Raw genomic sequence first — 23,171 nt, forward strand, 5'->3', positions numbered from 1 at the left:
TCCATTCATCATCGTTGGTTCTTCAGCGGGCATCGCGCGGCGGCATCACCAGCTGCCCGCGTCCGCCCAGTTGCACCTGGCGGGTGGCGTTGTTGGCCTTCATGCCGATGCCGGTGGCGGTGGCCTTGCCGACCTCCAGCGCCACCGGGCTGGCGGTTTCCATGCGTTCTTCGTCCGGATAGACGGTCAGCGTCGGCGTGGTCATGTGCAGCGCCTGCGCCTGCGGCGTGGCCGGGCGCACCACGTCCACATTACCACTGAGCTTGACGCGCGTATTGCCCTGGTCGACATGGGCGGTATCGGCGTGCATATTCATCGGCGGCTGGTCGCCGGACAGGCTGTGCACATACGGCTTGTCGATATCGGACGAATCGTCGATCGGGCGGTGGGTCAGCTTGTCGCCGGAGATGATGTAGGCCGGCTGGCCGGCCTTGTTCATGCGTACCAGACTGAAGCGGTCGATGATGTAGTCCGGCTCGTTGCGGTGCTGGTCTTCCTGCGCTTCCTGGCCGGCCTGGTTGACCACCTGCACCAGCCAGAAGCTGCCGACGGCGACAAACACGCCGACCACCATGATGATGGTCAGCTGCCAGCGGTGGGCTGTTCTTTTACGCATGCCGCTCTCCGTCACACCAGGAATTGCGCCATGACGCGCTGGTAGGTGTTTTGCGCGTGCAGCAGCAGCTCGCACACTTCGCGCACCGCGCCGCGGCCGCCGTGGGCGACGGTGGTGTGGTGGGCGCGCTCCAGCACTTCGGCGCGGCCGTTCGGCACGGCGACGGCGAAACCGACGCGCGTCAGGATCGGCAGGTCGACCACGTCGTCGCCGATGAAGCCGACCTGCTCGGCGGTGAGGCCGGTCTTTTCCAGCAGCGCGTTGAACGGCGTCAGCTTATCGTGGCCGCCCTGGTGCAGGTGGACGATGCCGAGGTCGGCAGCGCGTTTAATCACCTGCGGCGAGGTGCGCGCGCTGATGATGGCGGTCTGCACGCCGGACTCCTGCAGCAGCTTGATGCCCAGGCCGTCGTGCACATTGAAGGTCTTCAGCGCTTCGCCGTCGGCGCCGTAGTGCAGGCTGCCGTCGGTCAGCACGCCGTCGACGTCGAAGATCATCAGCTTGACGCGCGCGGCGCGTTCCACATACGTTAAATCGGTCATCAGATCACCTTGGCGCGGGTCAGGTCATGGATGTGCAGCGCGCCGACCAGCTTGCCGGCGGCGTCCGTCACCAGCATCTGGTTGATGCGGAACTGCTCCATCACGGCGACGGCGTCGACCGCCAGCTTTTCCGGCGAGATGGTGCGCGGATTGGCGTGCATGACGTCGCGGATCACGACCTTGGTGAAGTCCTGGACCTTCTCGATCATGCGGCGCAGGTCGCCGTCGGTGAACACGCCGATCGGCTTGCCGTCGGCGTCGACCACGGCGGTCATGCCCATGCCCTTTTGCGTGATTTCCAGCAGCGCGTCGGTCAGCTTGACGTCGGCGGTCACTTGCGGCACGGCGTCGCCGCTGCGCATGACGTCGCGCACGTGGGTCAGCAGACGGCGGCCCAGCGCGCCGCCCGGATGCGAGCGGGCGAAATCTTCTTCCTTGAAGCCGCGCAAGTCCAGCAGCGCGACGGCGATGGCGTCGCCCAGCGCCAGCGTGACGGTGGTCGAGGTGGTCGGCGCCAGGTTCATCGGGCAGGCTTCCTTGGCCACGGCCACGTTCAGGTGCACGTCGGCGATCTCGGCCAGGCTGGAGCCCGGCTTGCCGGTCATGGCGATGACTTTGCTGCCCATGCGCTTGACCACCGGCAGGATGGTCATCAGCTCGGCGCTTTCGCCGGAATACGAGATGGCGATGAAGGCGTCGTCGGCCGTCACCATGCCGAGGTCGCCGTGGGCGGCTTCGGCCGGATGCACGAACAGCGCCGGCGTGCCGGTCGAGGCCAGCGTGGCGGCGATCTTGCGGCCGATATGGCCGGACTTGCCGATGCCGGACACGACCACGCGGCCCTTGCAGTTCAGCAGCAGGGCGATGGCCTGCACGACGCTGTCGTCGGCGTCCAGGCGGGCATTGAGGGAGGCGATCGCCTCTGCTTCGTTCTGCAGGGTGTCGCGGGCCAGCCGCAACGCATGCGCGGCCATATTTGCGTCAAAAGCTTTCAGCATTGTTTTTTCATGGGTTACACTCATGCCCAAGTATAGCCGAATTGAGAAAGCAAAAAACTTGCCAGTCACAACATAACGCCCGCATCGGTCGACAAACAACGAAATATTATTTACTGGCTATGTTGATATGACGTTTTCACCTTTGGAATTAACATTGTTGTTATTGGGGAGCGCGGTGCTGGGCGTCGTCGCTTTCCGCATGATGCACCTGCCGCCCATGCTGGGCTATCTGGCGGTCGGCATCCTGATCGGGCCCCACGCGCTGGGGCTGGCCGAGTCGAGCGAAGCGTTCCACTCGCTGGCCGAATTCGGCGTGGTGTTCCTGATGTTCTCCATCGGGCTGGAGTTCTCGCTACCCAAATTGATGGCCATGCGCAGCATCGTGTTCGGGCTGGGCATGGCGCAGGTGGTGCTGACCATCGCCGCCACCATGCTGTTCGGCTGGACCATCGCCACCCAATTGCCCCCTTCGATCCACATCAGCTGGCAAGCCTCGTTCGCGCTGGGCGGCGCGCTGGCGATGTCGTCGACCGCCATCGTGTCAAAAATGCTGACGGAGCGGCTGGAGCTGGAGAGCGAACACGGCCGCAAGATCATCGGCATCCTGCTGTTCCAGGATCTGGCCGTGGTGCCGCTGCTGATCCTGATCCCGTCGCTGGGCCAGCGCCCGGACGCGCTGGTCGAGACGCTGGCCTGGGCCGGCGTCAAGGCGGTGATCGTGCTGGCCCTGCTGCTGTTCTTCGGCCAGAAGCTGGTGCGCGGCTGGTTCACCATCGTGGTCAAGCGGCGCTCGCAGGAACTGTTCATGCTGAACCTGCTGTTGATCACGCTGGGCGCGGCCTGGATCACCGAGCGCGCCGGCCTGTCGCTCGCGCTGGGCGCCTTCGTGGCCGGCATGCTGATTTCCGAAACCGAATACAAGCACCAGGTGGAGGAAGACATCAAGCCCTTCCGCGACGTGCTGCTGGGGCTGTTCTTCATCACCATCGGCATGCTGCTCAACGTGCAGCTGGTGCTGGCGCACTGGTGGCTGGTGCTGGTGCTGCTGGCGGGACCGGTGCTGCTGAAGTTCGCGCTGATCGCCGGCCTGGCCAAGCTGTTCGGCGCCTCGGACGGCATCTCCATGCGCACCGGCCTGGCGCTGGCGCAGGCGGGCGAGTTCGGCTTCGTGCTGCTGAACCTGGCGGGCGGCAGCCATCTGATGGATCCGTTCATCATCCAGGTGGTGCTGGCGTCGATGGTGCTGTCGATGCTGGTGGCGCCGTTCATCATTTCCAAGTCGGACCAGATCGTGATGAAGGTCTCCAGCAACGAGTGGATGATGCAGTCGCTGGCGCTGACCAAGATCGCCAGCCGCACCATGTCGACCAACAAGCACGTGATCGTGTGCGGCTTCGGCCGCAGCGGCCAGAGCCTGGCGACCTTGCTGGGCGAAGAAAACATCGACTACCACGCGCTGGACCTGGATCCGGAGCGGGTGCAGGAGGCGCAGACCGCCGGCCGCCACGTATCCTACGGCGACGCCGCGCGGCGCGAAAGCCTGATCGCGGCCGGCATCTACCGCGCCAGCGCGGTGGTCATCACCTACGCCAGCACGCCGTCGGCGCTGAAGGTGCTGCACCTGGTGCACGAGCTGGCGCCGACGCTGCCGGTGATCGTCCGTTCCTACGACGACACCGACCTCGACCTGTTGAAATCGGCCGGCGCGGCGGAGGTGGTGCCGGAGCTGATGGAGGGCAGCCTGATGCTGGCCTCGCATGCGCTGGTGATGCTGGGCGTGCCGCTGCGGCGCGTGGTGCATCGCGTGCAGACCGCGCGCGAGGAACGGTATGCATCGCTGCGCGGCTACTTCCACGGCGTCAGCGACGCCGGCGAGGAGGCGGATCTGGAGCGGCTGCATTCGGTCACGCTGAGCGCCAGCGCGGCCGGCGTGGGCAAGGCTTTGGGCGAGATCGATGTGGCGGGCGCGGGTGCGGAAGTGACCAGCATCCGGCGCGGCAAGGGGCGGCTGGACGTGGCGGCGGACGTGGTGCTGGAAGCGGGCGACGTGGTGGTGCTGCGCGGCGCCGCCGACGCCGTCAACCGCGCCGAGCAGCGGCTGCTGCGTTAGCCGTCATTCCCGCGCAGGCGGGAATCCATGCTGATCATTTATAGCACGCGTCGTATGGATTCCCGCTTTCGCGGGAATGACGCATTCTTACGCCTGCTCTACCGGATCGCGGCTGACCACGCGGTTGCGGCCGGTTTCCTTGGCCACGTAGAGCAGCGTATCGGCGTGCGCCACCCAGGCGCGCGCGACGGCCGCCGGATCGCCTTCGGCCTCGCCCGGATTCAAACACGCCACGCCAATCGACACCGTCACCGACAACTGCAATTCCTGCGACAGCGCAATCATGCTGCCCGCCACGCTGGCGCGGATGCGCTCGGCCACAAAGGCGGCGCTTTCCAGATTGGCGTCGATCAGCAGCACGACAAACTCTTCGCCGCCGAAACGCGCCAGCGCATCCGACGTGCGCAGCTCGTTCTTGATGCGGCTCGCCACCTCGCGCAGCACATCGTCGCCGCCGCCGTGGCCGACAGTGTCGTTGACGCGCTTGAAGTGGTCGATATCGATGTACATGAACGAAATCGGATACTGCTGGCGCCGCGCCCGCGCTATCTCTTCCAGCAGGCGGCGGTCGATATAGCGGCGGTTGTACACGCCGGTCAGCGAATCAGTCAGGCCGATGTACTTCAGCATCTCGTTACTGATGACGTTTTCCAGGCAGATGGCGATGATCGACGCCATGTGCTCGATGAAGTCGGTCCCCAGGCTGGGCGTGAAGCGGGTCGGGTCGCAGCTGCCCAGGTTCAGGCTGCCGATGATGCGCTTGTTGCGCAGCAGCGGCACCAGCGCCACGCTCTGCAGGCCGGCCGGCGGCTGCGGGAACGGCGTCGCGTGGCGATGGGCGTCGTACATGCCCAGCATCGGCTTGGGCGTCGGCGTGTAGGCGTTGCGCTGGCCCAGGTCGAAGCCCAGGCCGTCGATCGTCTCGACAAAGATCAGCTCGGGGAAATCCTCGAACACCACGTCCAGCTTGGCCATGACGGTGCGGATGTCGGCGTCTTCATCGATCAGCGTCAGCGTCACGCTGTCGAGCTCGGAGATCACCGGCAGCACGCGGAAGATGGTGCCTATCAGTTCGGGGAAATTGGCGGCGCTGACGATGTCCAGGTCGAACGCCTGGTGGCGGGTCATGATGGAATGGTTGCGCTCGGCCTGCTCAAGCAGGTAAGCCATGCGCGCACGCAGGGCCTGGTTTTCGGCCGCCAGATCGATCGCGCGCGCGGCGTGATCGGTCTGCGGCGTGAACTTGCCTGTTGCAGTTTGCGTCATATATGCCCTTACTCATCAGCTAGTTTCATGCCAGATGCCACATTACGCCAAGTTTTAGCACTTGGGAATGCCTGACTGCGTTAAAACGCCAATGTGACGACGATTTCCTGCCCCACGCGCACGCGCTGGCCTTCGCCGGCGATCAAAATGCTGTTCATACCGAAACACAGGGCGCCGTCCACTTCCGGCTTGGCGCGGTAGCTTTGCATGATGTCCAGCGGGTCGGGACCGAATTCGCCGGTGGCCTGGTTGACCGACGGCATGGGGCAGCGCGGGCACGGCTTGACCGGTTTGAGCAAGGCGTCGCCGAACTGGAAGGTGTCGGCGTAGTCCTCTTCGAAGGCTTCGATGCCTTCGATGACGAGGTTGGGACGGAAGCGGTTCATCGGGATGGCGTCGCGGCCGGCGCGGCGCAGCTTGTCGTTCAGGTCGTCCAGCGAGGCGGCGCCGGCCACCAGCACCGGATAGCCGTCGGAGAACATGGTGGTGGCGGCCACGCCATTGGTCCACTTCTGGCTGACGGCGCGCTCGGCCTTGGCGTGGAAGCGCGCCAGGCGGCACGGCACGCCGATGGCCTTGCTGAACCATTCAGCGGTCAGCTCATCGCAGTCGTAGGCCAGCACGGTGTCGTCCCAGACCTGGGTGGTCAGCGTGGGGGCGAGGTAGGGATCGGGCAGGTCGAGCGGGATTTCCAGGCACAGCATGCCGGGCGCGCGCAGCTCCAGCCGGCTGCCCTTGATGCTGGGGATAATCAGCGCCATGTGCGGATGTTCGCGCTGGGTCAGGCAGACGCCTGCGCTGTCGACCACCATCCATTCGCGGTCGTAGATCTGCTCGGTCATCAGACCGGTGGTGGTCAGCGTGGCTTCCTGCAGCGACATGCCGCCGCAGGATTTGATCGGATACAGCGTGATATCGGAGAGGATGGGCATGCTTGGGCACCGGTCGTTAGGCAGATAAAAACATTGCCATTATACGATCAAGCGGCGCAAAGCCGCTTGCCGTGGGCCGTCCGGCGACGGCGCCCTTCCCTCCGAGCCGAATTACTCCTCGGCCTTGGCCGCAGCCGCCTTGGCCGGACGCGGAGCGCGCGCCGCCGCAGGCTTGCGGGCCGGCTTGGCTGCCGGCTTGGCCTTGGCAGGCTTGGCGGCTGGCGCCGCGTCCGCCGATGCGACTGGAGCCGGCACGGCCGGAGCCGCTTCGACTGCTGCCGCAACCGGCGCAGGCGCCGGCGCCGGTGCGGCCGCCGCCGGCGACTGCTCACCCTTCACCGCAGCGCTCTTGCCGCCGCGTGCATTTTTCGCGCCCTTGCCGCCCTTGGCTGCAACTTCTTCCGTCTTAGGCTTGGCCGCTTCCTTCAGCTTGCGTGCAGGCGGTTTCTGGCCGCTTTTCTTCTTGGCAGGAACTTCCTCGGCCACGACCGGCTCGCTGACGACGACCGGCACTTCAACGACAACCGCCTCGGCAGCAACATCCTGCTGGCCCTGGCGTTCGCCCTGCTTGCGGCCACCGCGATTGCCGCGACCACGGCCTCGGCCACGATCGGACTCGGCGGCTGGCGCCGCATCCGGCGCGACGGCTTCAGGCGCGTCAGGCTGGCCGGCCAACTGTTCCGGCTCCACATAGGGATGCACTACCGGCTCGGCATCGTCCGCCTCGCCATTCGCGTGCGCGGCGCGGGCCTGCTGGGCCAGACGCTCGGCCTGGCGTTCCGCGAAACGCTCGGCGGCGGTGCGGCCGCGGCCGCGGCTGCGGCGCGATTCCTGCTTGCCGCCGTCCTGGCTATCGCCCTGCGCGCCGTCGGCCGACGACGATTCGCCGACCTGCAAGCCCGGCGTCGGCACGCCGGTGCCACGGTACACATAGGCGCCGGATTTCTCGTCACGGCCGAATTCCAGCAGGCCGCGCGCCTTGCATTCCTCGATCAGATTGCCGAAGGTGCGGAAGCCGTAGTAGGACTCGCTGAAGTCCGGCTTGCGGCGCTTGATCGCCTCTTTCAGCACGGACGCCCAGATCTTGCCGCTGTCGCCGCGCTCGGACACCAGCGCCTCGAAGGTATTGGCGGCGATTTCCACCGCCTGGTTGCGGCGCTTGTCCATCTCTTCGCGGCGGGCGCGTTCCTCTTCCGGCGAGCGCTTGACGACCGGCTTGGTCTCGTTGCTGGCTTCGCGCTTGGCGCGGCGGCTCTCGCGCACCAGGTCGTCGTAGAAAATGAATTCATCGCAGTTGGCCACCAGCAGGTCCGAGGTCGACTGCTTGACGCCGACGCCGATCACCTTCTTGGCGTTCTCGCGCAGCTTGGACACCAGCGGCGAAAAATCGGAATCGCCGGAAATGATGACGAAGGTGTCGACGTGCGACTTGGTGTAGCACAAGTCCAGCGCATCGACGACCATGCGGATGTCGGCCGAGTTCTTGCCGGACTGGCGCACGTGCGGGATTTCGATCAGTTCGAAGTTCGCCTCATGCATCGGCGCCTTGAAGCCCTTGTAGCGATCCCAGTCGCAATACGCTTTCTTGACCACGATGCTGCCCTTGAGCAGCAGACGTTCCAGCACCGGCTTGATGTCGAACTTGTCGTAATTGGCGTCGCGCACACCGAGCGCCACGTTTTCAAAATCGCAGAACAGCGCCATGCTGACGTTATCGTTGGAAGAAGCCATGAAGAGTATTTTCTAATGAGGAGTGAGGCGGGTGAGGAAGGTAGACGCGGCGGTCGTTCGATCCGGCAATCCGACGATTATACCCAACAACGGGCCGTGCGCGACGAACGCGACAACTAGCGGCACAGCTTGCGTTGGGCGTCGGTGGCGCCGGACTGGCGCGGCAGCACCAGCTTGCAGGTGCCGAACGTCTCCTGCCACGGCCGGTCGGCAATCAGCACGTCGACTTGGCGGTTGAGGAAATCCAGCAGTTCCGGCTGGTTCGGCGCAGTAAAAAAGGCCCGTTCGAACACCGTGCGCGGCTTGGGCGACAGGTACAGCCATTGGTCGAGGTCGGCGAAGCGCCGGTGAAAGCGCGGCAGCGAACTGGCTTGCAAGAACGCCACCGACACCCTGCGCTGCTGCAGTTTGAGCAGGTTGCGGGCTTCGGTGTCGGCGTCGTCGCGGGCCAGCTTGCCTTCCTTGACCAGCGGTTCCAGGTTCTTGTAGGTGTAGCCCTGCACCGTGCCGATGTTCTGGCCGTACAACGAGCTGTCGTCGACGTAGTCCAGCGGCGCGCTGCGCAGCGAGGCCACCAGGTTGGCGTCGACCATGTAGTAGCGGCTCCAGCTCTGGCGCGCAGCCGAGGCGGTGAACCAGCGCGGATTGGCCCAGGCCACCACGCCCGGCCAGGCCGGCTGCTCCATCATCAACTCCAGCCGGCGGCGCGGCAGTTGGGTGGCGACGAAGTGGTAGCGGCCGTTGGAGCGCTGCGTCAGCCAGGCCGCCATCTTGTCGGTCAGGCTGTCGGACGAGCCGGCGGCGAAGGTGGGGTCGGAGTAGTAGACGTACAACGGCACGCTCTCAGCCGCCGGCGCCAGGCGCCCAAGCAGCATCAGCGCCAGGCCGGCGAGCTGTCCCCATGTCCGTATTTTTATCATGCCGACCATACTAGCAGCATGCTGCGGCCGGGGCCAGCCCTGGCGACAACGGCTGCGCGTCCGGTCTAGCCGGCCTTGGAGAACATGGCGGCCATCTCGGTCACATCGCGGCCGACGCCGCGATAGCCGGCGAAGCGGCCGGTGTCGTCGAACATCGGCTCGCCGCTCACTTGCAGGTATTGCACCACGCCGTTGATGGTCCGGCTATAGACGAAGTCCAGGAAGGCCTTGCGTTCGGCGATATTCGATTCCAGCAGCGCGTGCTCCGCCACGTCCCAGCCGCCGGTGTCGCTGCCGCCTATGCCCACCATGTCGGCCACCGGGCCGGACCAGTTGGTGAGCTTGCCGTCGGCATCCTGCTCCCAGTACCAGTCGGTCGACAGTTCGGCGAAGCGCTGGAAGCGCGCCTCGCTGGCGCGCAATTGCGCCGTGCGTTCGAACACCTTGTACTCCAGCTGCTGGTTGTAGCGCTGCAGCTTGCGGTGCAATAGCCGCACTTCCAGCAGGTTGCGGATGCGCGTTTCCACTTCGACCAGCTCGAACGGCTTGCCGACGAAATCCTTGGCGCCGGCCTGCAGCGCGCGCAGCTTGTGGTTGGGCTGCGCCGTGACCACCAGCACCGGCACATAGCCGTCCGGCTCGATATCCTTGAGCGCTTCCAGCACCGCGAAGCCATCCATGCCGGGCATTTGCAGGTCCAGCAGGATCAGGTCGTAGTGATGCTGCTGGTGCAGGCCGCAGACGGCAAACGGGTCCATCGTGCTGCTGACGCGGGTGTAGCCGGCGTTGGCCAGCATCTGCTCCAGCAGCATGACGTTGGCTTCCTGGTCGTCGACAATCAGGATCTCGGCGTGCAGTATTTCTGAGGGCTCGATCATGATGCGATCTCCGGTGATTGGCTGGGGCTGCGGCCTTCGGCAGCGAACTCAAGTGCAAAATCCAGGGCGCTCATGAATTCAACCACGTTGATCGGCTTGGTGAGATAGCGCAGGAATCCTGCTTCCACACCTTTTTCTATGTCGCGCGGCATGGCGTTGGCCGACAGCGCCATCACCGGGATGTGCGCGGTGGTGGCGTCGTCCTGCAAGATCTTGAGGCAGCCGAAGCCGCTCACGCCCGGCAAGTTTATGTCCATCAAAATCACATCGGGCTGGTAGGCGCGCGCCAGCTGCATGCCGGTATGGCCGTCGATGGCGGTCAGCAGCTTGAGATCGCTGCGGCGCTGTATCAACTGCTCCACCAGGCTCAGATTGGCGGGGTTGTCCTCGATGTACAGCAGCGTCTTCAGCGCCGCGCCGTTGCCGGCGCCCAGCGCCAACGGCGCATCGAAGGCTGCGGCTTCCAGCACCGGCTCGCTGCTGGCGGTCAGCTCGATCCAGAACGTCGTGCCGACCCCGACTTCGCTCTCGACGCCGATGGCGCCGCCCATCAATTCGGTCAGCTGCTTGGTCACCACCAGGCCGATGCCGGTGCCCTCTTCCGCGCCGTCTTCCTGGCCCAGGCGGTTGAACGGCTGGAACAATTGCTCCATCTGTTCGCTGCTCAGGCCGGTGCCGGTATCGGTCACGCTGATGCGCACCATGCCGGCCCGGCCCGCCGCGCACTCGACCGTCACCTTGCCGCCGTGGCGGTTGTACTTGATGGCGTTGGACAGCAGGTTAATCATCACCTGCTTGACGCGCGTGCGGTCGGCATGCACGAAGAACGGTTCGCTCAGCGAGGCGAAGAACAGGCGGATGCCGCGCTTTTCCGCCTGCGGCCCGATCAAGGCCTGGCAATCGCGCAAGACCTCGGACAGGCCCATCGACTCCTGCGACATCGTCACCTTGCCCGATTCAATCATGGCCAGGTCGAGGATCTCGTTAATCAGTTGCAGCAGATACCAGCCGCCCTTGAGGATCTGATCCAGCGAGCGCTGCTGCGCCGCGCTCGGCGGCGGCTTGTCCGACGCCAGCAGCTGCGCAAAACCCAGCACCGCATTGAGCGGCGTGCGCAGTTCGTGGCTCATGCCCGACAGGAAATCCGACTTGGCGCGATTGGCTTTTTCGGCCACCGCGCGCGCCGCTTCCAGCTCCACATTGGTTTCCTGCAGCGCCAGCTGCTGCTCGCGCAGGCGCTTGTCCAGCACCGCCTGCTCGCGCTCCACCTGCTTGCGCGCCGTATTGTCCGTGCCCATCAGCAGATAGCCGATGATTTTTTCCTCGGCATCGCGCAGCGCGCTGACCGAGACGATGGCCGGAAAGCGGCTGCCATCCTTGCGGATATAGGTCAGCTCGTAGATGTCTTCGATGCCGCGTGAAGCCTTGAACACCAGCGCGTCAAAGCCGGGCCGGATGGTCGTTCCCAGCTCTTCGCTGAGCGCGGCGGCGCGGGCGACGACTTCCTGTGCATCGGAAATGCCGGCCGGCGTGATGCGGTTCACCACCTCGGCCGCGCTGTAGCCCAGCATGCGCTCGGCGCCGACGTTGAAGATCTGGATCACGCCCTGCGCGTCGGTGGCGATGCTGGAGAAGTTGGCGCTGTTGTGGATCGCCAGTTGCAGCGCATCGGCCTTGAGCAAGGGGCTGTCGGGGAGTGGATGGGTTTTCATTGCGATTCCTGACGTTGGCGTACGTCTGACATCAGGCGCGCGAATTCTTTTTTGACGACTTCATAGCATTCACAGACATCGCCCTCCAGCCCGACCCGGTCCAGCACCGAGATATGGCCGCGCCGGTTGCTGATGTAGCCCTTGGCCTGCAAGCGGCCGGCCGCCACCGTCACCCCTTCGCGCCGCACGCCCAGCATGGTGGCGATCAGTTCCTGGGTCATGGTCAGTTCGCTGGTGGGCAGGCGGTCCAGCGTCAGCAGCAGCCAGCGGCACAGCTGCTGTTCCAGCGTGTGATGGCGGTTGCAGATCGCCGTCTGCGACATCTGCGTGATCAGCGCCTGCGTGTAGCGCAGCAGCAGGCGCATCACCGGCCCGGCGCGGTTGAACTCGTCGAGCAGGATTTGCGACTTGAGGCGGTAGCCATGGCCGGCGGTCTGCACCACGGCGCGGCTCGGCGTGGTGTTGCCGCCCATGAAAAGCGAGATGCCGAGGATGCCCTCATTGCCGACGCCGGCGATCTCGGACGAGCTGCCGTTCTCCAGCACATAGTGCAGCGAGACGATGGCCGAGGTCGGGAAATAGACGTGATTAAGCTTGCCGCCCGATTCGTAGAGCACATCGCCCAGCCGCATCATGATCGGCTCCAGATACGGCGACAGACGGTCGAACTCGGCGTCCAGCAGCGCGGCCAGCAAATGGTTTTGATTGGGGTTGTTGAGACGCATGAAACATTCCTTGTTCCAGTCGTCAACTAGGCGGGCGGCGAAGACGGCAAACGATGGCCGTCAGACACAGTAACACACTTCTCCAGATTGCAAGGCGGCGTACCGGATCGGCACGCCGCCCGCGCAGGGTCAGGCGCGGCGACGGCGCGCGATCGCGCCGAGCAGCAGCAAGCCACCGGCCAGCATCGCGTACGACGACGGTTCCGGCACGGAGCTCACCGAGAAATGGATATTGTCGATGCCGACGTTGTAGGCGCTGTCATGCCACAGGATGCTCAGGCCGCTGGCCGAGGACACGTTGGCGAACAGCGTCGTCGCCGAATTGCCGGTCGGGATGATGCCGTCAAAGCTGAACAGCACCGGGCCGCCGATCGCCGACACCGTCACGGACGTGGTGTGCGCCACGCCGCCATAGGTGCCGAGGTCGAAGCGCGACAGGCTCACCACCTGGCCTGCTTGCGGAACGAAATCGATGCGCGCGGCCGAATGGGCATCGCTGGCGCCGGCGTACAGTACGCCATGCAGGGTGTTGTAGCCGGCATCCCACCAGTTGAGCGTGCCGTGGCCGGTGTAGGGTGCGGCGTATTGCACGTCAACGACGCCGGCGACATCGCCATAGGATTGCGCGATGCTGCCATTGCCATTGGAGCAGTCCTGACGGGGGCCGTAACCGCTGCCATTGGCGGTGCAGTTCAGCTTGTAGTCAAAATCCAGCGTGTAATCGGCCGCGTGCGCGGTGCCGCCCAGCGCCAGCACAGCGCTCAGGACGAGGAATGATTTTTTCATGTTGGCTGTCTTGGATTGGTGTCAAAAAGGAAACGTGGGCACTATATCATGAATTATCATTTCAACATCTCAGCGCCTGACGTGCTGCTAAGGCGCCGCGCGCGGCAAGCGCTCGCTATTGAGCAGCCCCCATGCCAGCACCGCCATCACCTGCGTCGCCTGCTTCAGGTCGGCTTCAACGATGTGATCGATCGAGTCGGCCTGGCTGTGCTGGGTGTGGGTGCGGTAGTCGCGCAGATCCTGTATCGGCGGGAAGGTGGGAATGCCCTTGGCGGCGAACGGTTCGAAATCCGAACCGCCGGCCAGGCCGTAGACGATATCGATGGCGCCCAGCGGCTTGGTCGGCGCGAGCGCGCCTTGCAAGCTTGCGTACCAGGCCTCCTGCTTCATGTCGAGGAAGCCGGTGATGCGGCCGGCGCCGCTGTCCTGCACCAGCACCGCCTGGATTTTCGACAGCTCGTCCGCATGCGCGGCGACGTAGGCCTTGCTGCCCAACAGACCCTGCTCCTCGCCCGAGAACAGCACCACGCGCAGTGTGCGTTTCGGCTGCAGGTTCTGGGCGCGTAGCGCGCGCACGATCTCCATCATCGTGACGACGCCGGCGCCGTTATCGGTGGCGCCGGAGCCCAGGTCCCACGAGTCGAGATGCGCGCCGAGCACGACCATTTCGCCGGATGGATCCGTCCCCGGGAAGTCCGCCACCACGTTGTAGGCGGTGATGGGCTTGGCGCCGAAACGGCCGCCCAGTTCCATCGCCACGCGCGGGGCACGGCCGCGCGCCAGCAGACGCTTGAGCACATTCGCATGCTCGCTGGAGATGATGCCGGCGTTGCGGTCGAACAGTGAGTTCGGACCGCCCCACATTTCCTGCAGGCTGTTGCTCTTGGTCGAGACGAACAGCACGCCGGCGAAGCGCGCATCGTCGATGGTCTTTCTGGATTCGGCCAGATAGCGCGGCAGGTTCTTGCGCTGTTCCGGCGTGGCCTTGGGCACCGATTCCAGCAGCACGATCTTGCCTTTCAGCGCGGCCGATGCGGTCTTGAAGTCGTCCCAGGTCTTCACGTCCAACACCGCGACATCGCCCTTGACCACGCCTGCGGTGCCGGAGGTCCAGGCCTTCTGCACGACATCAAGCTGCATGCCGCTGGCGTTGAGCAGACGCGCACGAGCGATGCCGCGCAGCCAGGGGCGGCCCATGTCATAGCCCTCCAGATGCGCGTTCGCAGCGCCATAGCTGGCCAGCCGCTGCACGGCCCATTGTTGGGCGGCGCGCAACTGGGCCGAGCCGGTCAGGCGCGGGCCGACGTCGTCGCAAATCTCTTCCAGATTGGACATCAAGCGGGACCGTTGGCCGATCTCATCGATCAGCCGGTTTTCTGCGGAAGCGGATGGAGACTGAGCGTGCGCAAGGCCTGCGCCCAGCAGCAGCGCCGCTGTCAGGATATGTCGTCGCAAGGGCATGGCCGGCCTCAGCGCTTGGGCATCGGCGGCAGGGCGCGGACGAAGGCGAGCAGCGTGCCTTTATCGCGGGCGGCGATGGCTTCGTCCAATTGCTCGGAGCGATTTTCAGGCCGGGCGGCAAGCAGGCTTTCATAAGCGCGCAGCACGCCTTCCAGGCCGGCGACGGTCTTGGCTTCGAAATCGTCCTTGTTCTTTTGCGGATCGTGGATCTGGTGCTGGACCTGGTAAGCCGCCGTGCTCACCATGTGCTGGAAGATGGCGGCGCGTTTCACGTCGCCCTTGGCGGCGCCGTTCATCAGCCAGAACGCGCCCTGGTCGGGGCCGAAACTGTAGTCGGGCACATCGTCCGACCATTTCTGGAACCAGCGGCCATCGGCCGACGCCATCGTGGCGAGGGGGTCTTTGTCCGACGCGGCGGCGATCTGGACGACGCGCGCGATTTCTTCCGGCGTCGCCGGGCCGCGGCTATCGGCGGCCAGGGCAGAGGACAGCATGCCGCAGCTGACGGCGAGGATGGTGCACATGCGGGTGAAGAGGCGATACATGGTCATGGTTCAGGCTCCTGTGAGTGTGGATGATCGAACGAGGATCGCCACTCTCGCAGCAAGCGCTGTGCCACTTGCTAAGTCGTTGATACTGCGGGGGTTTCACTGTTGCCAGGCCGCGTGCAAGTGTACGCTTCCGAACAAGATCGACCGTAGGCGGACAGTGGGAGCGCTGCTATCATAGCGGCGGTATAGACGCCATGTTTGTTTTGGTAAAAGGTGCTGAGCGGGGGACAGTAACTGATCGAGGAAAGTAGTATCGGAGCCTGTTTAACGATATAAACGATTTACACGGAAAAACATGACAGATATTGTTGGAGTAAATAGCAACGCATATGCATCCGCTGCAATTAAGTGCCTGACCGGACATTGGCCATGCCCATTCGTCATCAACAATGGAACTGCTGTCATTCAGGCGGCAGGTTCGGGGCCGAGGTGAATCATGTCCCTTAAGAATTTTTTTGTTGTTATAGCTGTTACGGTAACGTCTCTTGCTAGCTGCGAGTATTACGCGAGATATGAGTCGCGGACCAAGGTCCGGGAACTTGAGAGTACCGTTCGTTCGGCAGCAACTATTGGGAAGACCAGATTGGCCGTGGAATCGGAGCTAAATCGCTTTGGCATAAAGCACCAATATTCGGACAAGACTCGTGCGGTCTATGGACGTTCTGTCGTTGGTAGATTCATGTTTGTTTATAACACCGAGTACTCGTACGTGATTCACTTTGATTCAGCCGATTCCGTTGCCTCTGTTGCCTCAAACGTATTTCATGAGGGGCTGTAAGGATACAACTTGACACGACAAAAAACAAAAAAGCCCCGCAATTGCGGGGCTTCTTCGGTGATTTCAGCTTAGACGTTGAACAGGAAATTCAACACGTCGCCATCCTTGACCACGTATTCCTTGCCCTCGGCGCGCATCTTGCCCGCTTCCTTGGCGCCGCCCTCACCCTTGTACTGGATGTAGTCGTCATAGGCGATGGTTTGCGCGCGGATGAAGCCGCGTTCGAAGTCGGTGTGGATCACGCCGGCAGCTTGCGGTGCGGTGTCGCCGATGTGGATGGTCCAGGCGCGCACTTCTTTGACGCCGGCGGTGAAGTAGGTCTGCAGACCCAGCAGCTTGTAGGCGGCGCGGATCAGACGGTCCAGGCCCGGCTCTTCCATGCCCATGTCGCTCAGGAAGGCGGTCTTGTCGGCGTCGTCCAAGTCGGCGATTTCCGCTTCGATCGACGCGCAGATCGCGACGATAGGCGCGTTCTGGGTGGCGGCGTAGGCGGTCAGCTGGTCCAGCAGCGGGTTGTTCTTGAAGCCGGTGTCGGACACGTTGGCCACGTACATGGCCGGCTTGGCGGTGATCAGGCACAGCGGCTTGATCAAGGCCATTTCGTCGGCGTCCAGGCCCATGGCGCGCACCGGCTTGGCTTCGTTCAGGTGCGGCACGATGCGCTCCATGATGGCCAGCAGCTTGGCGGCGTCCTTGTCGCCGGAACGGGCTTTCTTGTTTTCGCGGTGGATGGCTTTTTCCACGGTACCCAGGTCGGCCAGCGCCAGCTCGGTCTGGATCACTTCGATGTCGTCCAGCGGGCTGACCTTGCCGGCCACGTGGATGACGTTGTCATCTTCGAAGCAGCGCACGACGTTGACGATGGCGTCGGTTTCGCGGATGTGCGACAGGAACTGGTTGCCCAGGCCCTCGCCCTGCGACGCGCCCGCCACCAGGCCGGCGATGTCGACGAACTCGACGATGGCGTTGACCATGCGTTCCGGTTTGACGATGTCGGCCAGCGCGCCCATGCGCGGGTCCGGCACTTCGACCACGCCGACGTTAGGTTCGATGGTGCAGAACGGATAGTTCTCGGCCGGGATGCCAGCCTTGGTCAGGGCGTTGAAGAGGGTGGACTTGCCGACGTTAGGCAGGCCGACGATGCCGCATTGGAGACTCATGAAAAACCTTTAATTATCAATTTCGCCGGCAAGCGGCTGGTGAAAAACGGCCGCCGAGGGGCGTTTTCTGGAAATTCGTGCTTTTTAAAGCGTTCAAGGGTCAATTGTACCTCCCTCGCAGCGACTCTTCAAAAAAACAGACTTGATGAACTTGCATTCCGTCGGCATTCCTGTCGATCCATCGCATTCCGCCCTGCCCGGCAATTCTTCCCGGATACAATGGCCGCCATGAATACCAGCTCCCCTTTCCACCTGGCCTGGCGCTCGTTCTGGCAGCTTAAAAAGCACCGCCAGGAGCCGCTCTGGGCGCAACTGGCGGTCGGCGCCGCCCTGGCGCTGCCGATCGGCCTAGGCATGATGCTGATTAACGGCCTGCTCACCGGCCGCGTGAGCGATCACGGCTGGTGGCGCGCCTCGCTGCTGTTCAACCTGTTCAGCTGCCTGTGCGTCGCCTACAGCATGCTGGCGATCACCCGCGCCGTCGAGAAGCTGCTGCCCGCCGCCAGCATCGAACGCATGTCCGAAGCGGCCGACTGGCGCTCCGCGCTGGTCATCAACGCCATCGCGATCGGCGGCGTCATGCTGGGCGCCGCGCTCAGCCTGAGCATGTACACCTGGCTCACCGACTGGAATGGCTGGACCAGCTTCATGGGCCACAGCGTGGCCAAGACCGAATTCCTCGCCTTCCTGCTGGTGGTCGCGGCGGCCAACTGGTTCTGGTGGCGCTTGCGGGTCAAGCAGGACCGGCTGCTGCATCAGGCGATGGAAGCCCAGCTGCGCCTGCTCCAGGCCCAGATCGAGCCGCACTTCCTGTTCAATACGCTGGCCAATGTTCAAAGCCTGCTCGACCGCGACACGCCGCGCGCCCGGCTGATGCTGGAAAACTTCACCGACTATCTGCGCGCCAGCCTGGGCCAGCTGCGCCACACCGACAGCACGCTGGCGGCCGAGCTGGCGATGGTGCGCAGCTATCTGACCCTGCTGCAGATCCGCATGGAAGACCGGCTGCGCTTCGAGATCGACGCCAGCGACGATGCGCTGGCGGCGACCCTGCCCACCCTGCTGCTGCAACCGCTGGTGGAAAACGCCATCGAACATGGACTGGAACCGAAGATCGAAGGCGGCCGCGTCCGCATCCGCGCGCGCGTGGTCGACGGTCAGCTAGACATCTGCGTCGACGACGACGGCCTCGGCCTCGACAGCCCGCGCCGTCCGCGCCAGCGCGGCAATGGCATGGCCCTGCCCAATATCCGCGAGCGGCTGCGCACCCGCTACGGCGGCAAGGCCACGCTGACGCTGACGCCGCAGACGGTGGGCACGCAGGCCGCGCTGTCCCTCCCCTACCGGACGCCCGCATGACGCGCGCCCTGATCGCCGACGACGAGCCACACCTGGCGCTCTATCTTAAGGAGCAGCTGGAACTGCTGTGGCCGGAACTGGAGATCGTGCACCTCGCCCGCAACGGCGTGGAGGCGGCCGCGCTCATCGAAGCGCTGGAGCCGGACCTGGCCTTCCTCGACATCCAGATGCCGGGCCTGAGCGGCCTGGAGGTGGCGCAAGGCATCGAGGGCAACACCCGCGTGGTGTTCGTCACCGCCTTCGACACCTATGCGGTGCAAGCCTTCGACCATTGCGCGCTCGACTACCTGCTCAAGCCCTTGAAGACCGATCGTCTGGCGTTGACGATAGAGCGCGTGAGGGCCGCGCTGGCCCTGCAGGCGGCCGGCCGCGACGCCCAGCCCGATGCGCGCCTGTCGCAAGCCCTGCAGCAGTTGACGCGCGGGCCGGCGGCGCCGTCGCGGCTGCGCTTCGTGCGCGCCGGCCAGGGCGAGTATGTGCACCAGATCGCCGTCAGCGACGTGCTGTTCTTCCATGCCGACGACAAGTACACGGTGGTGCAGTCCACCGGCGGCGAGCACCTGATCCGCACCACGATCTCCGAACTGTCCGAACAGCTCGACCCCGAACAATTCTGGCAGGTGCACCGTTCCACGCTGGTCAACCTGGATTACCTGGCCGGCACCCGGCGCGACGAAAGCAGCCGCCTGTTCCTGCGCATCAAGGGCCACGCCCGCGAGTTGCGGGTCAGCCGCGCCTACGTCCATTTGTTCCGGGCGATGTAGGCCGCTGCCGCCGGCACAGGGGCGGTGGGATCGTTGCGTGCCTACCGATCCCACAGGACCTCGCCATGAAAAAAACCGTTACGCTGTTGTCGATGCTGATGCTGAACTGCCCGCTGTTCGCGGCCACCGATCCCCTGCTGCTGCCTTCGACGATCCCGCCGGCCTGGCGCAAGCACAGGCGGCCGAACGCAGCCGCCGCGCAAAGTAAGCCGGCGCAACACTCCGAAAAGGAATGGTGGACTTATTGCCGCGTAGCACTATCATACAGTCAGTGCCACCCGCCGGAGTCCACGCCATGTCCGCAATCGCCGAGATAGCCCCGATCTACATGCGCAGCAGGCGATTCGATCGCCTGTTCGTGCTGGGCATACCTTTGCTGGCCCTGACCATGGGCGCGCTGGCGCTGGGCCATCCGCAATACCTGGTGCTGATGCTCACGCTGGACCTGGCCCTGCTAGGCTATCACCATGTCATTTCCACCTACACCCGGCTGCTGTTCGACATGAAGTCGGCCCGCCAGCACTGGGCCCTGCTGCTGCCCTTGCCGGTGGTGGTGTTCGCCTGCGTCTACCTGCTGATACGCTGGGGCGGGGTGGCGGCGGTCGCCACGCTGTACATGCATTGGCAGTGGTATCACTACACGCGCCAGAGCGAGGGCATCAACAAGGCCTACGGCATGAAGACGCGCAGCGTCCAGGCCGGCAATGCGCTGTTCAACCGCCTCACCTTTTACCTGGTGCCGGTGGCGGCCTTCCTGATGATGAGTGCGCGCCCGGAATCGACCTTCCTGGGCATCGAGGTGTGGAAGCTGCCGGTGCCACAGTGGCTGGCCCAGGCCACGCTGGCGACGGCCGGCGCCTGTCTGGCGTGGTGGCTGGCGGCGCAACTGCGGGCGCTGCGCGCGGGCACGCTGGGGCTGCTGCATTTTGCCTATCTGTGTTCGCATTACCTGATTTATCTGGTGTCGTACGTGGCGATCCGCGACATCACGAACGGCTGGCTGGTCATCAACGTGTGGCACAACGCGCAGTACATCGCCTTTGTCTGGCTGTTCAATTCCAACCAGTTCAAGGGCGGCGTCAACCGGCAGCAACTGGCGCTGTCCTGGCTCAGCCAGGAAGGCCGATGGCCGCTCTACCTGATGGCCTGCGTGGCGCTGGCCAGCGTGGTGTACCGTTCCATCGACGCCACCAACGCCTACCTGGCCAACTACACCGTGGTGCCGCTGGTCGTCATCGCCTACCAGGGCATCAACTTCCATCACTACATCGTCGACTCGATCATCTGGAAGCTGCGCAAGCGCGATGTGCAGAGCGCATTGAAGATAGGCTGACCATGCCCGTCTCCGAGCGCAAGGGACTGGCCGGCAATCCCGGGCGCTATCCGGTGCTCGATGCGCTGCGCGCGGTGGCGATCCTGCTGGTGCTGGCGCGGCATTGGGCGGTGGCGTCGCAGAGCGCTTTCGGCATCGTGCCCGGCGGCCCGCTGGCGGTGCTGTCGCTCAATGGCTGGCTGGGTGTGGACCTGTTCTTTGTGCTGAGCGGATTTTTGATCGGCACGCATTTCGCCGGTCCGCAGGCGCCGCCGTTCAGCCGCGCCGCCGTGCTGGACTTCTACCGGCGGCGCGCGTTCCGCACGCTGCCGCTGTACTGGGGCGTCATCCTGCTGTGCTGGCTGAGCGCGCCGTGGCAGCCGGGCGCCGCGTTCACCAGCCTGTCCTTCATCACCCATCTGCTGTTCATGCAGGATTATCTCGGCTCGGACGTGATCGTCACGCTGTGGTCGCTGGCGGTGGAGGAGAAGTTTTATCTGACCGCGCCGTTGCTGCTGTTCCTGCTGCTGCGGCTGCGTACCGGCATCGCCTGCGTGCTGCTGGCGGCGGCCATGGTGCTGCTGTGCTGGTCGATGCAGGCCGATGCGGCGGGCGTTGCGCCGGGCGATTACGCGACCTTCTTCTGGTCGGTGCGCGCGCCCTTCCACCATGCCGCGCTGGGCATCCTGGCCGGCGTGCTGGTCGCCGTGCAGCACAGCGCATCCAGCACGCGCAAGGCGCCGCGTCCGCTGTTCCTGGCGCTGGCCGCGCTGCCGCTGGTGCTGCTCATGTGGCGCGATTGGCAGGGGCATGGGGACTGGCAGGCGGTCTGCAGGATCATCGCGCTGTCGTCCTGCCTGTTTGCGCTGCTGGTGCGCTGCGGCCTGGCCGTCAATCGCCAACATGCGGCGTTCGGCGCGGCGCGGCCGTTGCGTTACATCGCCAGGCTGTCGTATGCGCTGTATCTGGTGCACTACCCGCTGATCGAACCGGCCATGCAGCTGTGCCGGGCGCTGTCGGCCAGCTTGCAGCAGACTGCGCCGGCAATGGCCAGCCTGCTGTTCCTGGCGATCTACGGCGTCGTGTCCTGGGCCGCCGCGTGGCTGTTGCACGTGGCGTTGGAACGGCCCTTCCTGCTGCTGCGCGACCGGCAGCGCGCTAACGAACAGCCGGTCGCTATCTGACTCAGACGGTGTCGGTCTGGTCTTTGACGAACAGCGCCGTAATCATGCCGACCACGCTGATGGCGATGACATAGTAGGCTGGCGCCAGCGGATTATTCTTCAGCATCAACGCCACCACCACCGGCGTCAGGCCGCCGAAGATCGCGTACGACAGGTTGTACGAGAAGGACAGCCCCGAGAACCGCACCTGCGCCGGGAAGGCCTTGACCAGCACGCAAGGCACGGCGCCGACCACGCCGACGCTGAAGCCGACCAGCGCGTACAAAGGCAGCAGCAAATCGGGACGGACCTTGATGGTGGTGTAGAAGATGTAGGTGCAGACCGCCAGCAGCAAGGCGCCGCCGAACAAGGTGCTGCGCGCGCCGATGCGGTCGGCCAGCACGCCGGCCACCAGGCAGCCGATCGACAGGCACAGCGTCGCCACGGTGTTGGCCACCAGCGAGGTATGCGGATCGAAGCCGTAGATTTTTTGCAGCAGCGTCGGCGTCATCAGGATGACCACGACGATGGCGGCCGACAGCATCCACGTCAGCAGCATCGAGATCACGACCGGGCCGCGATGATTGCGCAGCACGGCCTTGAGCGGCATTTCGGCGGCCAGCGCCTTGCGCTGTTGCAGCTCGGCGAACACCGGCGTTTCATGCAGCCAGCGGCGCAGATACATCGCGCCCAGGCCGAAGATACCGCCCAGCAGGAACGGCAGGCGCCAGGCGCCGTCGGCCACCTGGTCGGGCGTGAAGGCGGTGTTGATGCCGGTGGCGACCACCGAGCCCAGCAAGATGCCGGCGGTCAGGCCGGCGGTCAGCGTGCCGCAGGCATAGCCGATGTGGCGGGCCGGCACGTGTTCCGATACGAACACCCACGCGCCCGGCACTTCGCCGCCCACCGCCGCGCCCTGCATCACGCGCAGCAGCAACAGCAGCACAGGCGCGGCCAGGCCGATGCTGGCGTAGGTAGGCAGCATCCCCATCAGCAAGGTCGGCACGGCCATCAGCAGGATGGACATGGTGAACATTTTTTTCCGCCCCAGCAGATCGCCGAAGTGGGCCATGACGATGCCGCCCAGCGGACGCACCACATAGCCGGCGGCGAAGATACCGAAGGTCTGCAAGACCCGCAGCCAGTCCGGCATCGATGGCGGGAAGAACAGCTTGCCGAGCACGGCGGTGAAGAACACAAAAATAACGAAGTCGTAGAACTCCAGGGCGCCGCCCAGGGCCGACAATGACAGGGTCTTGTAATCCTGCCGGGTGAGCGCGCGCGCCGGTGCGGCGTGGGCTTCCTTCCTGGCGTTCGGGGCCACTGCGGTTGCGCTATCTTCTATGTGCATATATTCGTCTCGCTTTTTGTCTCGTTTTTATGGGTGTGCCGGTTCGCGGCAACCAT

Annotated in this window: 21 protein-coding genes; 6 read left to right on the forward strand and 15 right to left on the reverse strand. The window is 64.6% G+C overall.

The window, feature by feature from the left end:
* Window positions 1-22 precede the first annotated feature (22 nt).
* Genes lptC through GEV02_RS25250 form a run of 3 tightly spaced genes read right to left on the reverse strand, consistent with a single transcriptional unit; the run spans window position 23 to window position 2,156 of the window.
* A complete protein-coding gene (gene lptC / locus GEV02_RS25240; protein WP_152840687.1) occupies window positions 23-616 on the reverse strand; it encodes an LPS export ABC transporter periplasmic protein LptC in 594 nt (197 codons plus the stop codon).
* 11 nt (window positions 617-627) lie between these two features.
* Window positions 628-1,158, reverse strand: a complete 531-nt coding sequence (locus GEV02_RS25245) for a KdsC family phosphatase (RefSeq protein WP_152840688.1) — start codon at window positions 1,156-1,158, stop codon at window positions 628-630.
* Window positions 1,158-2,156, reverse strand: a complete 999-nt coding sequence (locus tag GEV02_RS25250) for a KpsF/GutQ family sugar-phosphate isomerase (RefSeq protein WP_152840689.1) — start codon at window positions 2,154-2,156, stop codon at window positions 1,158-1,160. The genes GEV02_RS25245 and GEV02_RS25250 overlap by 1 nt, the downstream gene beginning before the upstream one ends.
* A 127-nt stretch (window positions 2,157-2,283) precedes the next feature.
* Here GEV02_RS25250 and GEV02_RS25255 point away from each other — a divergent pair, with 127 nt between their 5' ends.
* A complete protein-coding gene (locus GEV02_RS25255) occupies window positions 2,284-4,266 on the forward strand; it encodes a monovalent cation:proton antiporter family protein (RefSeq protein WP_152840690.1) in 1,983 nt (660 codons plus the stop codon).
* An 87-nt stretch (window positions 4,267-4,353) separates the two neighbouring features.
* Here the strand turns inward: GEV02_RS25255 and GEV02_RS25260 are convergent, their stop codons facing one another.
* The 11 genes from GEV02_RS25260 to ychF all read right to left on the reverse strand — a co-directional run bounded on the left by GEV02_RS25260 (window position 4,354) and on the right by ychF (window position 17,166).
* Window positions 4,354-5,532 carry a GGDEF domain-containing protein gene (locus GEV02_RS25260; protein WP_152840691.1) on the reverse strand — a complete coding sequence of 393 codons (1,179 nt, stop codon included), beginning with the start codon at window positions 5,530-5,532 and terminating at the stop codon, window positions 4,354-4,356.
* 80 nt (window positions 5,533-5,612) lie between these two features.
* Window positions 5,613-6,464 (reverse strand): MOSC domain-containing protein, encoded by an 852-nt coding sequence (locus GEV02_RS25265; RefSeq protein WP_152840692.1) that lies wholly within the window; start codon window positions 6,462-6,464, stop codon window positions 5,613-5,615.
* Between the two features lie 111 nt (window positions 6,465-6,575).
* The gene (locus tag GEV02_RS25270) at window positions 6,576-8,195 is read right to left on the reverse strand and encodes an NYN domain-containing protein (RefSeq protein ID WP_152840693.1); all 1,620 of its coding nucleotides are present in this window, start codon (window positions 8,193-8,195) and stop codon (window positions 6,576-6,578) included.
* 116 nt (window positions 8,196-8,311) lie between these two features.
* On the reverse strand, window positions 8,312-9,115 hold the full coding sequence (locus GEV02_RS25275; protein WP_174999332.1) for a type 2 periplasmic-binding domain-containing protein: 804 nt from the start codon (window positions 9,113-9,115) through the stop codon (window positions 8,312-8,314).
* Window positions 9,116-9,180: 65 nt separating this feature from the next.
* Window positions 9,181-9,993 carry a response regulator gene (locus tag GEV02_RS25280; RefSeq protein WP_152840695.1) on the reverse strand — a complete coding sequence of 271 codons (813 nt, stop codon included), beginning with the start codon at window positions 9,991-9,993 and terminating at the stop codon, window positions 9,181-9,183.
* Entirely contained in the window at window positions 9,990-11,705 is a 1,716-nt protein-coding gene (locus GEV02_RS25285; RefSeq protein WP_152840696.1) for a hybrid sensor histidine kinase/response regulator, read from the reverse strand. The genes GEV02_RS25280 and GEV02_RS25285 overlap by 4 nt, the downstream gene beginning before the upstream one ends.
* Window positions 11,702-12,430, reverse strand: a complete 729-nt coding sequence (locus tag GEV02_RS25290; protein ID WP_152840697.1) for a Crp/Fnr family transcriptional regulator — start codon at window positions 12,428-12,430, stop codon at window positions 11,702-11,704. The genes GEV02_RS25285 and GEV02_RS25290 overlap by 4 nt, the downstream gene beginning before the upstream one ends.
* A gap of 129 nt (window positions 12,431-12,559) precedes the next feature.
* Window positions 12,560-13,216, reverse strand: coding sequence for a PEP-CTERM sorting domain-containing protein (locus tag GEV02_RS25295; RefSeq protein ID WP_152840698.1), 657 nt, complete (start codon window positions 13,214-13,216; stop codon window positions 12,560-12,562).
* Between the two features lie 87 nt (window positions 13,217-13,303).
* Entirely contained in the window at window positions 13,304-14,551 is a 1,248-nt protein-coding gene (locus tag GEV02_RS25300) for a M20/M25/M40 family metallo-hydrolase (RefSeq protein ID WP_174999334.1), read from the reverse strand.
* 134 nt (window positions 14,552-14,685) lie between these two features.
* On the reverse strand, window positions 14,686-15,228 hold the full coding sequence (locus GEV02_RS25305) for a hypothetical protein (RefSeq protein ID WP_152840700.1): 543 nt from the start codon (window positions 15,226-15,228) through the stop codon (window positions 14,686-14,688).
* An 846-nt stretch (window positions 15,229-16,074) separates the two neighbouring features.
* Window positions 16,075-17,166, reverse strand: coding sequence for a redox-regulated ATPase YchF (gene ychF / locus GEV02_RS25310; protein WP_008444460.1), 1,092 nt, complete (start codon window positions 17,164-17,166; stop codon window positions 16,075-16,077).
* Between the two features lie 228 nt (window positions 17,167-17,394).
* Between ychF and GEV02_RS25315 the strand changes: the two genes are divergently transcribed.
* From GEV02_RS25315 to GEV02_RS25335, 5 genes are all read left to right on the forward strand, one after another.
* Window positions 17,395-18,525, forward strand: coding sequence for a sensor histidine kinase (locus tag GEV02_RS25315; protein WP_152840701.1), 1,131 nt, complete (start codon window positions 17,395-17,397; stop codon window positions 18,523-18,525).
* The gene (locus GEV02_RS25320) at window positions 18,522-19,289 is read left to right on the forward strand and encodes a LytR/AlgR family response regulator transcription factor (RefSeq protein ID WP_152840702.1); all 768 of its coding nucleotides are present in this window, start codon (window positions 18,522-18,524) and stop codon (window positions 19,287-19,289) included. Before GEV02_RS25315 ends, GEV02_RS25320 begins: the two co-directional genes overlap by 4 nt.
* A 65-nt stretch (window positions 19,290-19,354) precedes the next feature.
* The gene (locus GEV02_RS25325) at window positions 19,355-19,606 is read left to right on the forward strand and encodes a hypothetical protein (protein ID WP_152840703.1); all 252 of its coding nucleotides are present in this window, start codon (window positions 19,355-19,357) and stop codon (window positions 19,604-19,606) included.
* Entirely contained in the window at window positions 19,585-20,622 is a 1,038-nt protein-coding gene (locus tag GEV02_RS25330; RefSeq protein ID WP_152840704.1) for a hypothetical protein, read from the forward strand. The genes GEV02_RS25325 and GEV02_RS25330 overlap by 22 nt, the downstream gene beginning before the upstream one ends.
* Before the next feature lie 2 nt (window positions 20,623-20,624).
* The gene (locus GEV02_RS25335; protein ID WP_152840705.1) at window positions 20,625-21,785 is read left to right on the forward strand and encodes an acyltransferase family protein; all 1,161 of its coding nucleotides are present in this window, start codon (window positions 20,625-20,627) and stop codon (window positions 21,783-21,785) included.
* Window position 21,786: 1 nt separating this feature from the next.
* Here the strand turns inward: GEV02_RS25335 and GEV02_RS25340 are convergent, their stop codons facing one another.
* On the reverse strand, window positions 21,787-23,115 hold the full coding sequence (locus GEV02_RS25340) for an MFS transporter (RefSeq protein ID WP_152840706.1): 1,329 nt from the start codon (window positions 23,113-23,115) through the stop codon (window positions 21,787-21,789).
* Window positions 23,116-23,171 lie beyond the last annotated feature (56 nt).

The sequence above is a fragment of the Rugamonas aquatica genome (assembly GCF_009380215.1).
Taxonomy (GTDB): Bacteria; Pseudomonadota; Gammaproteobacteria; order Burkholderiales; family Burkholderiaceae_D; genus Rugamonas; species Rugamonas aquatica_B.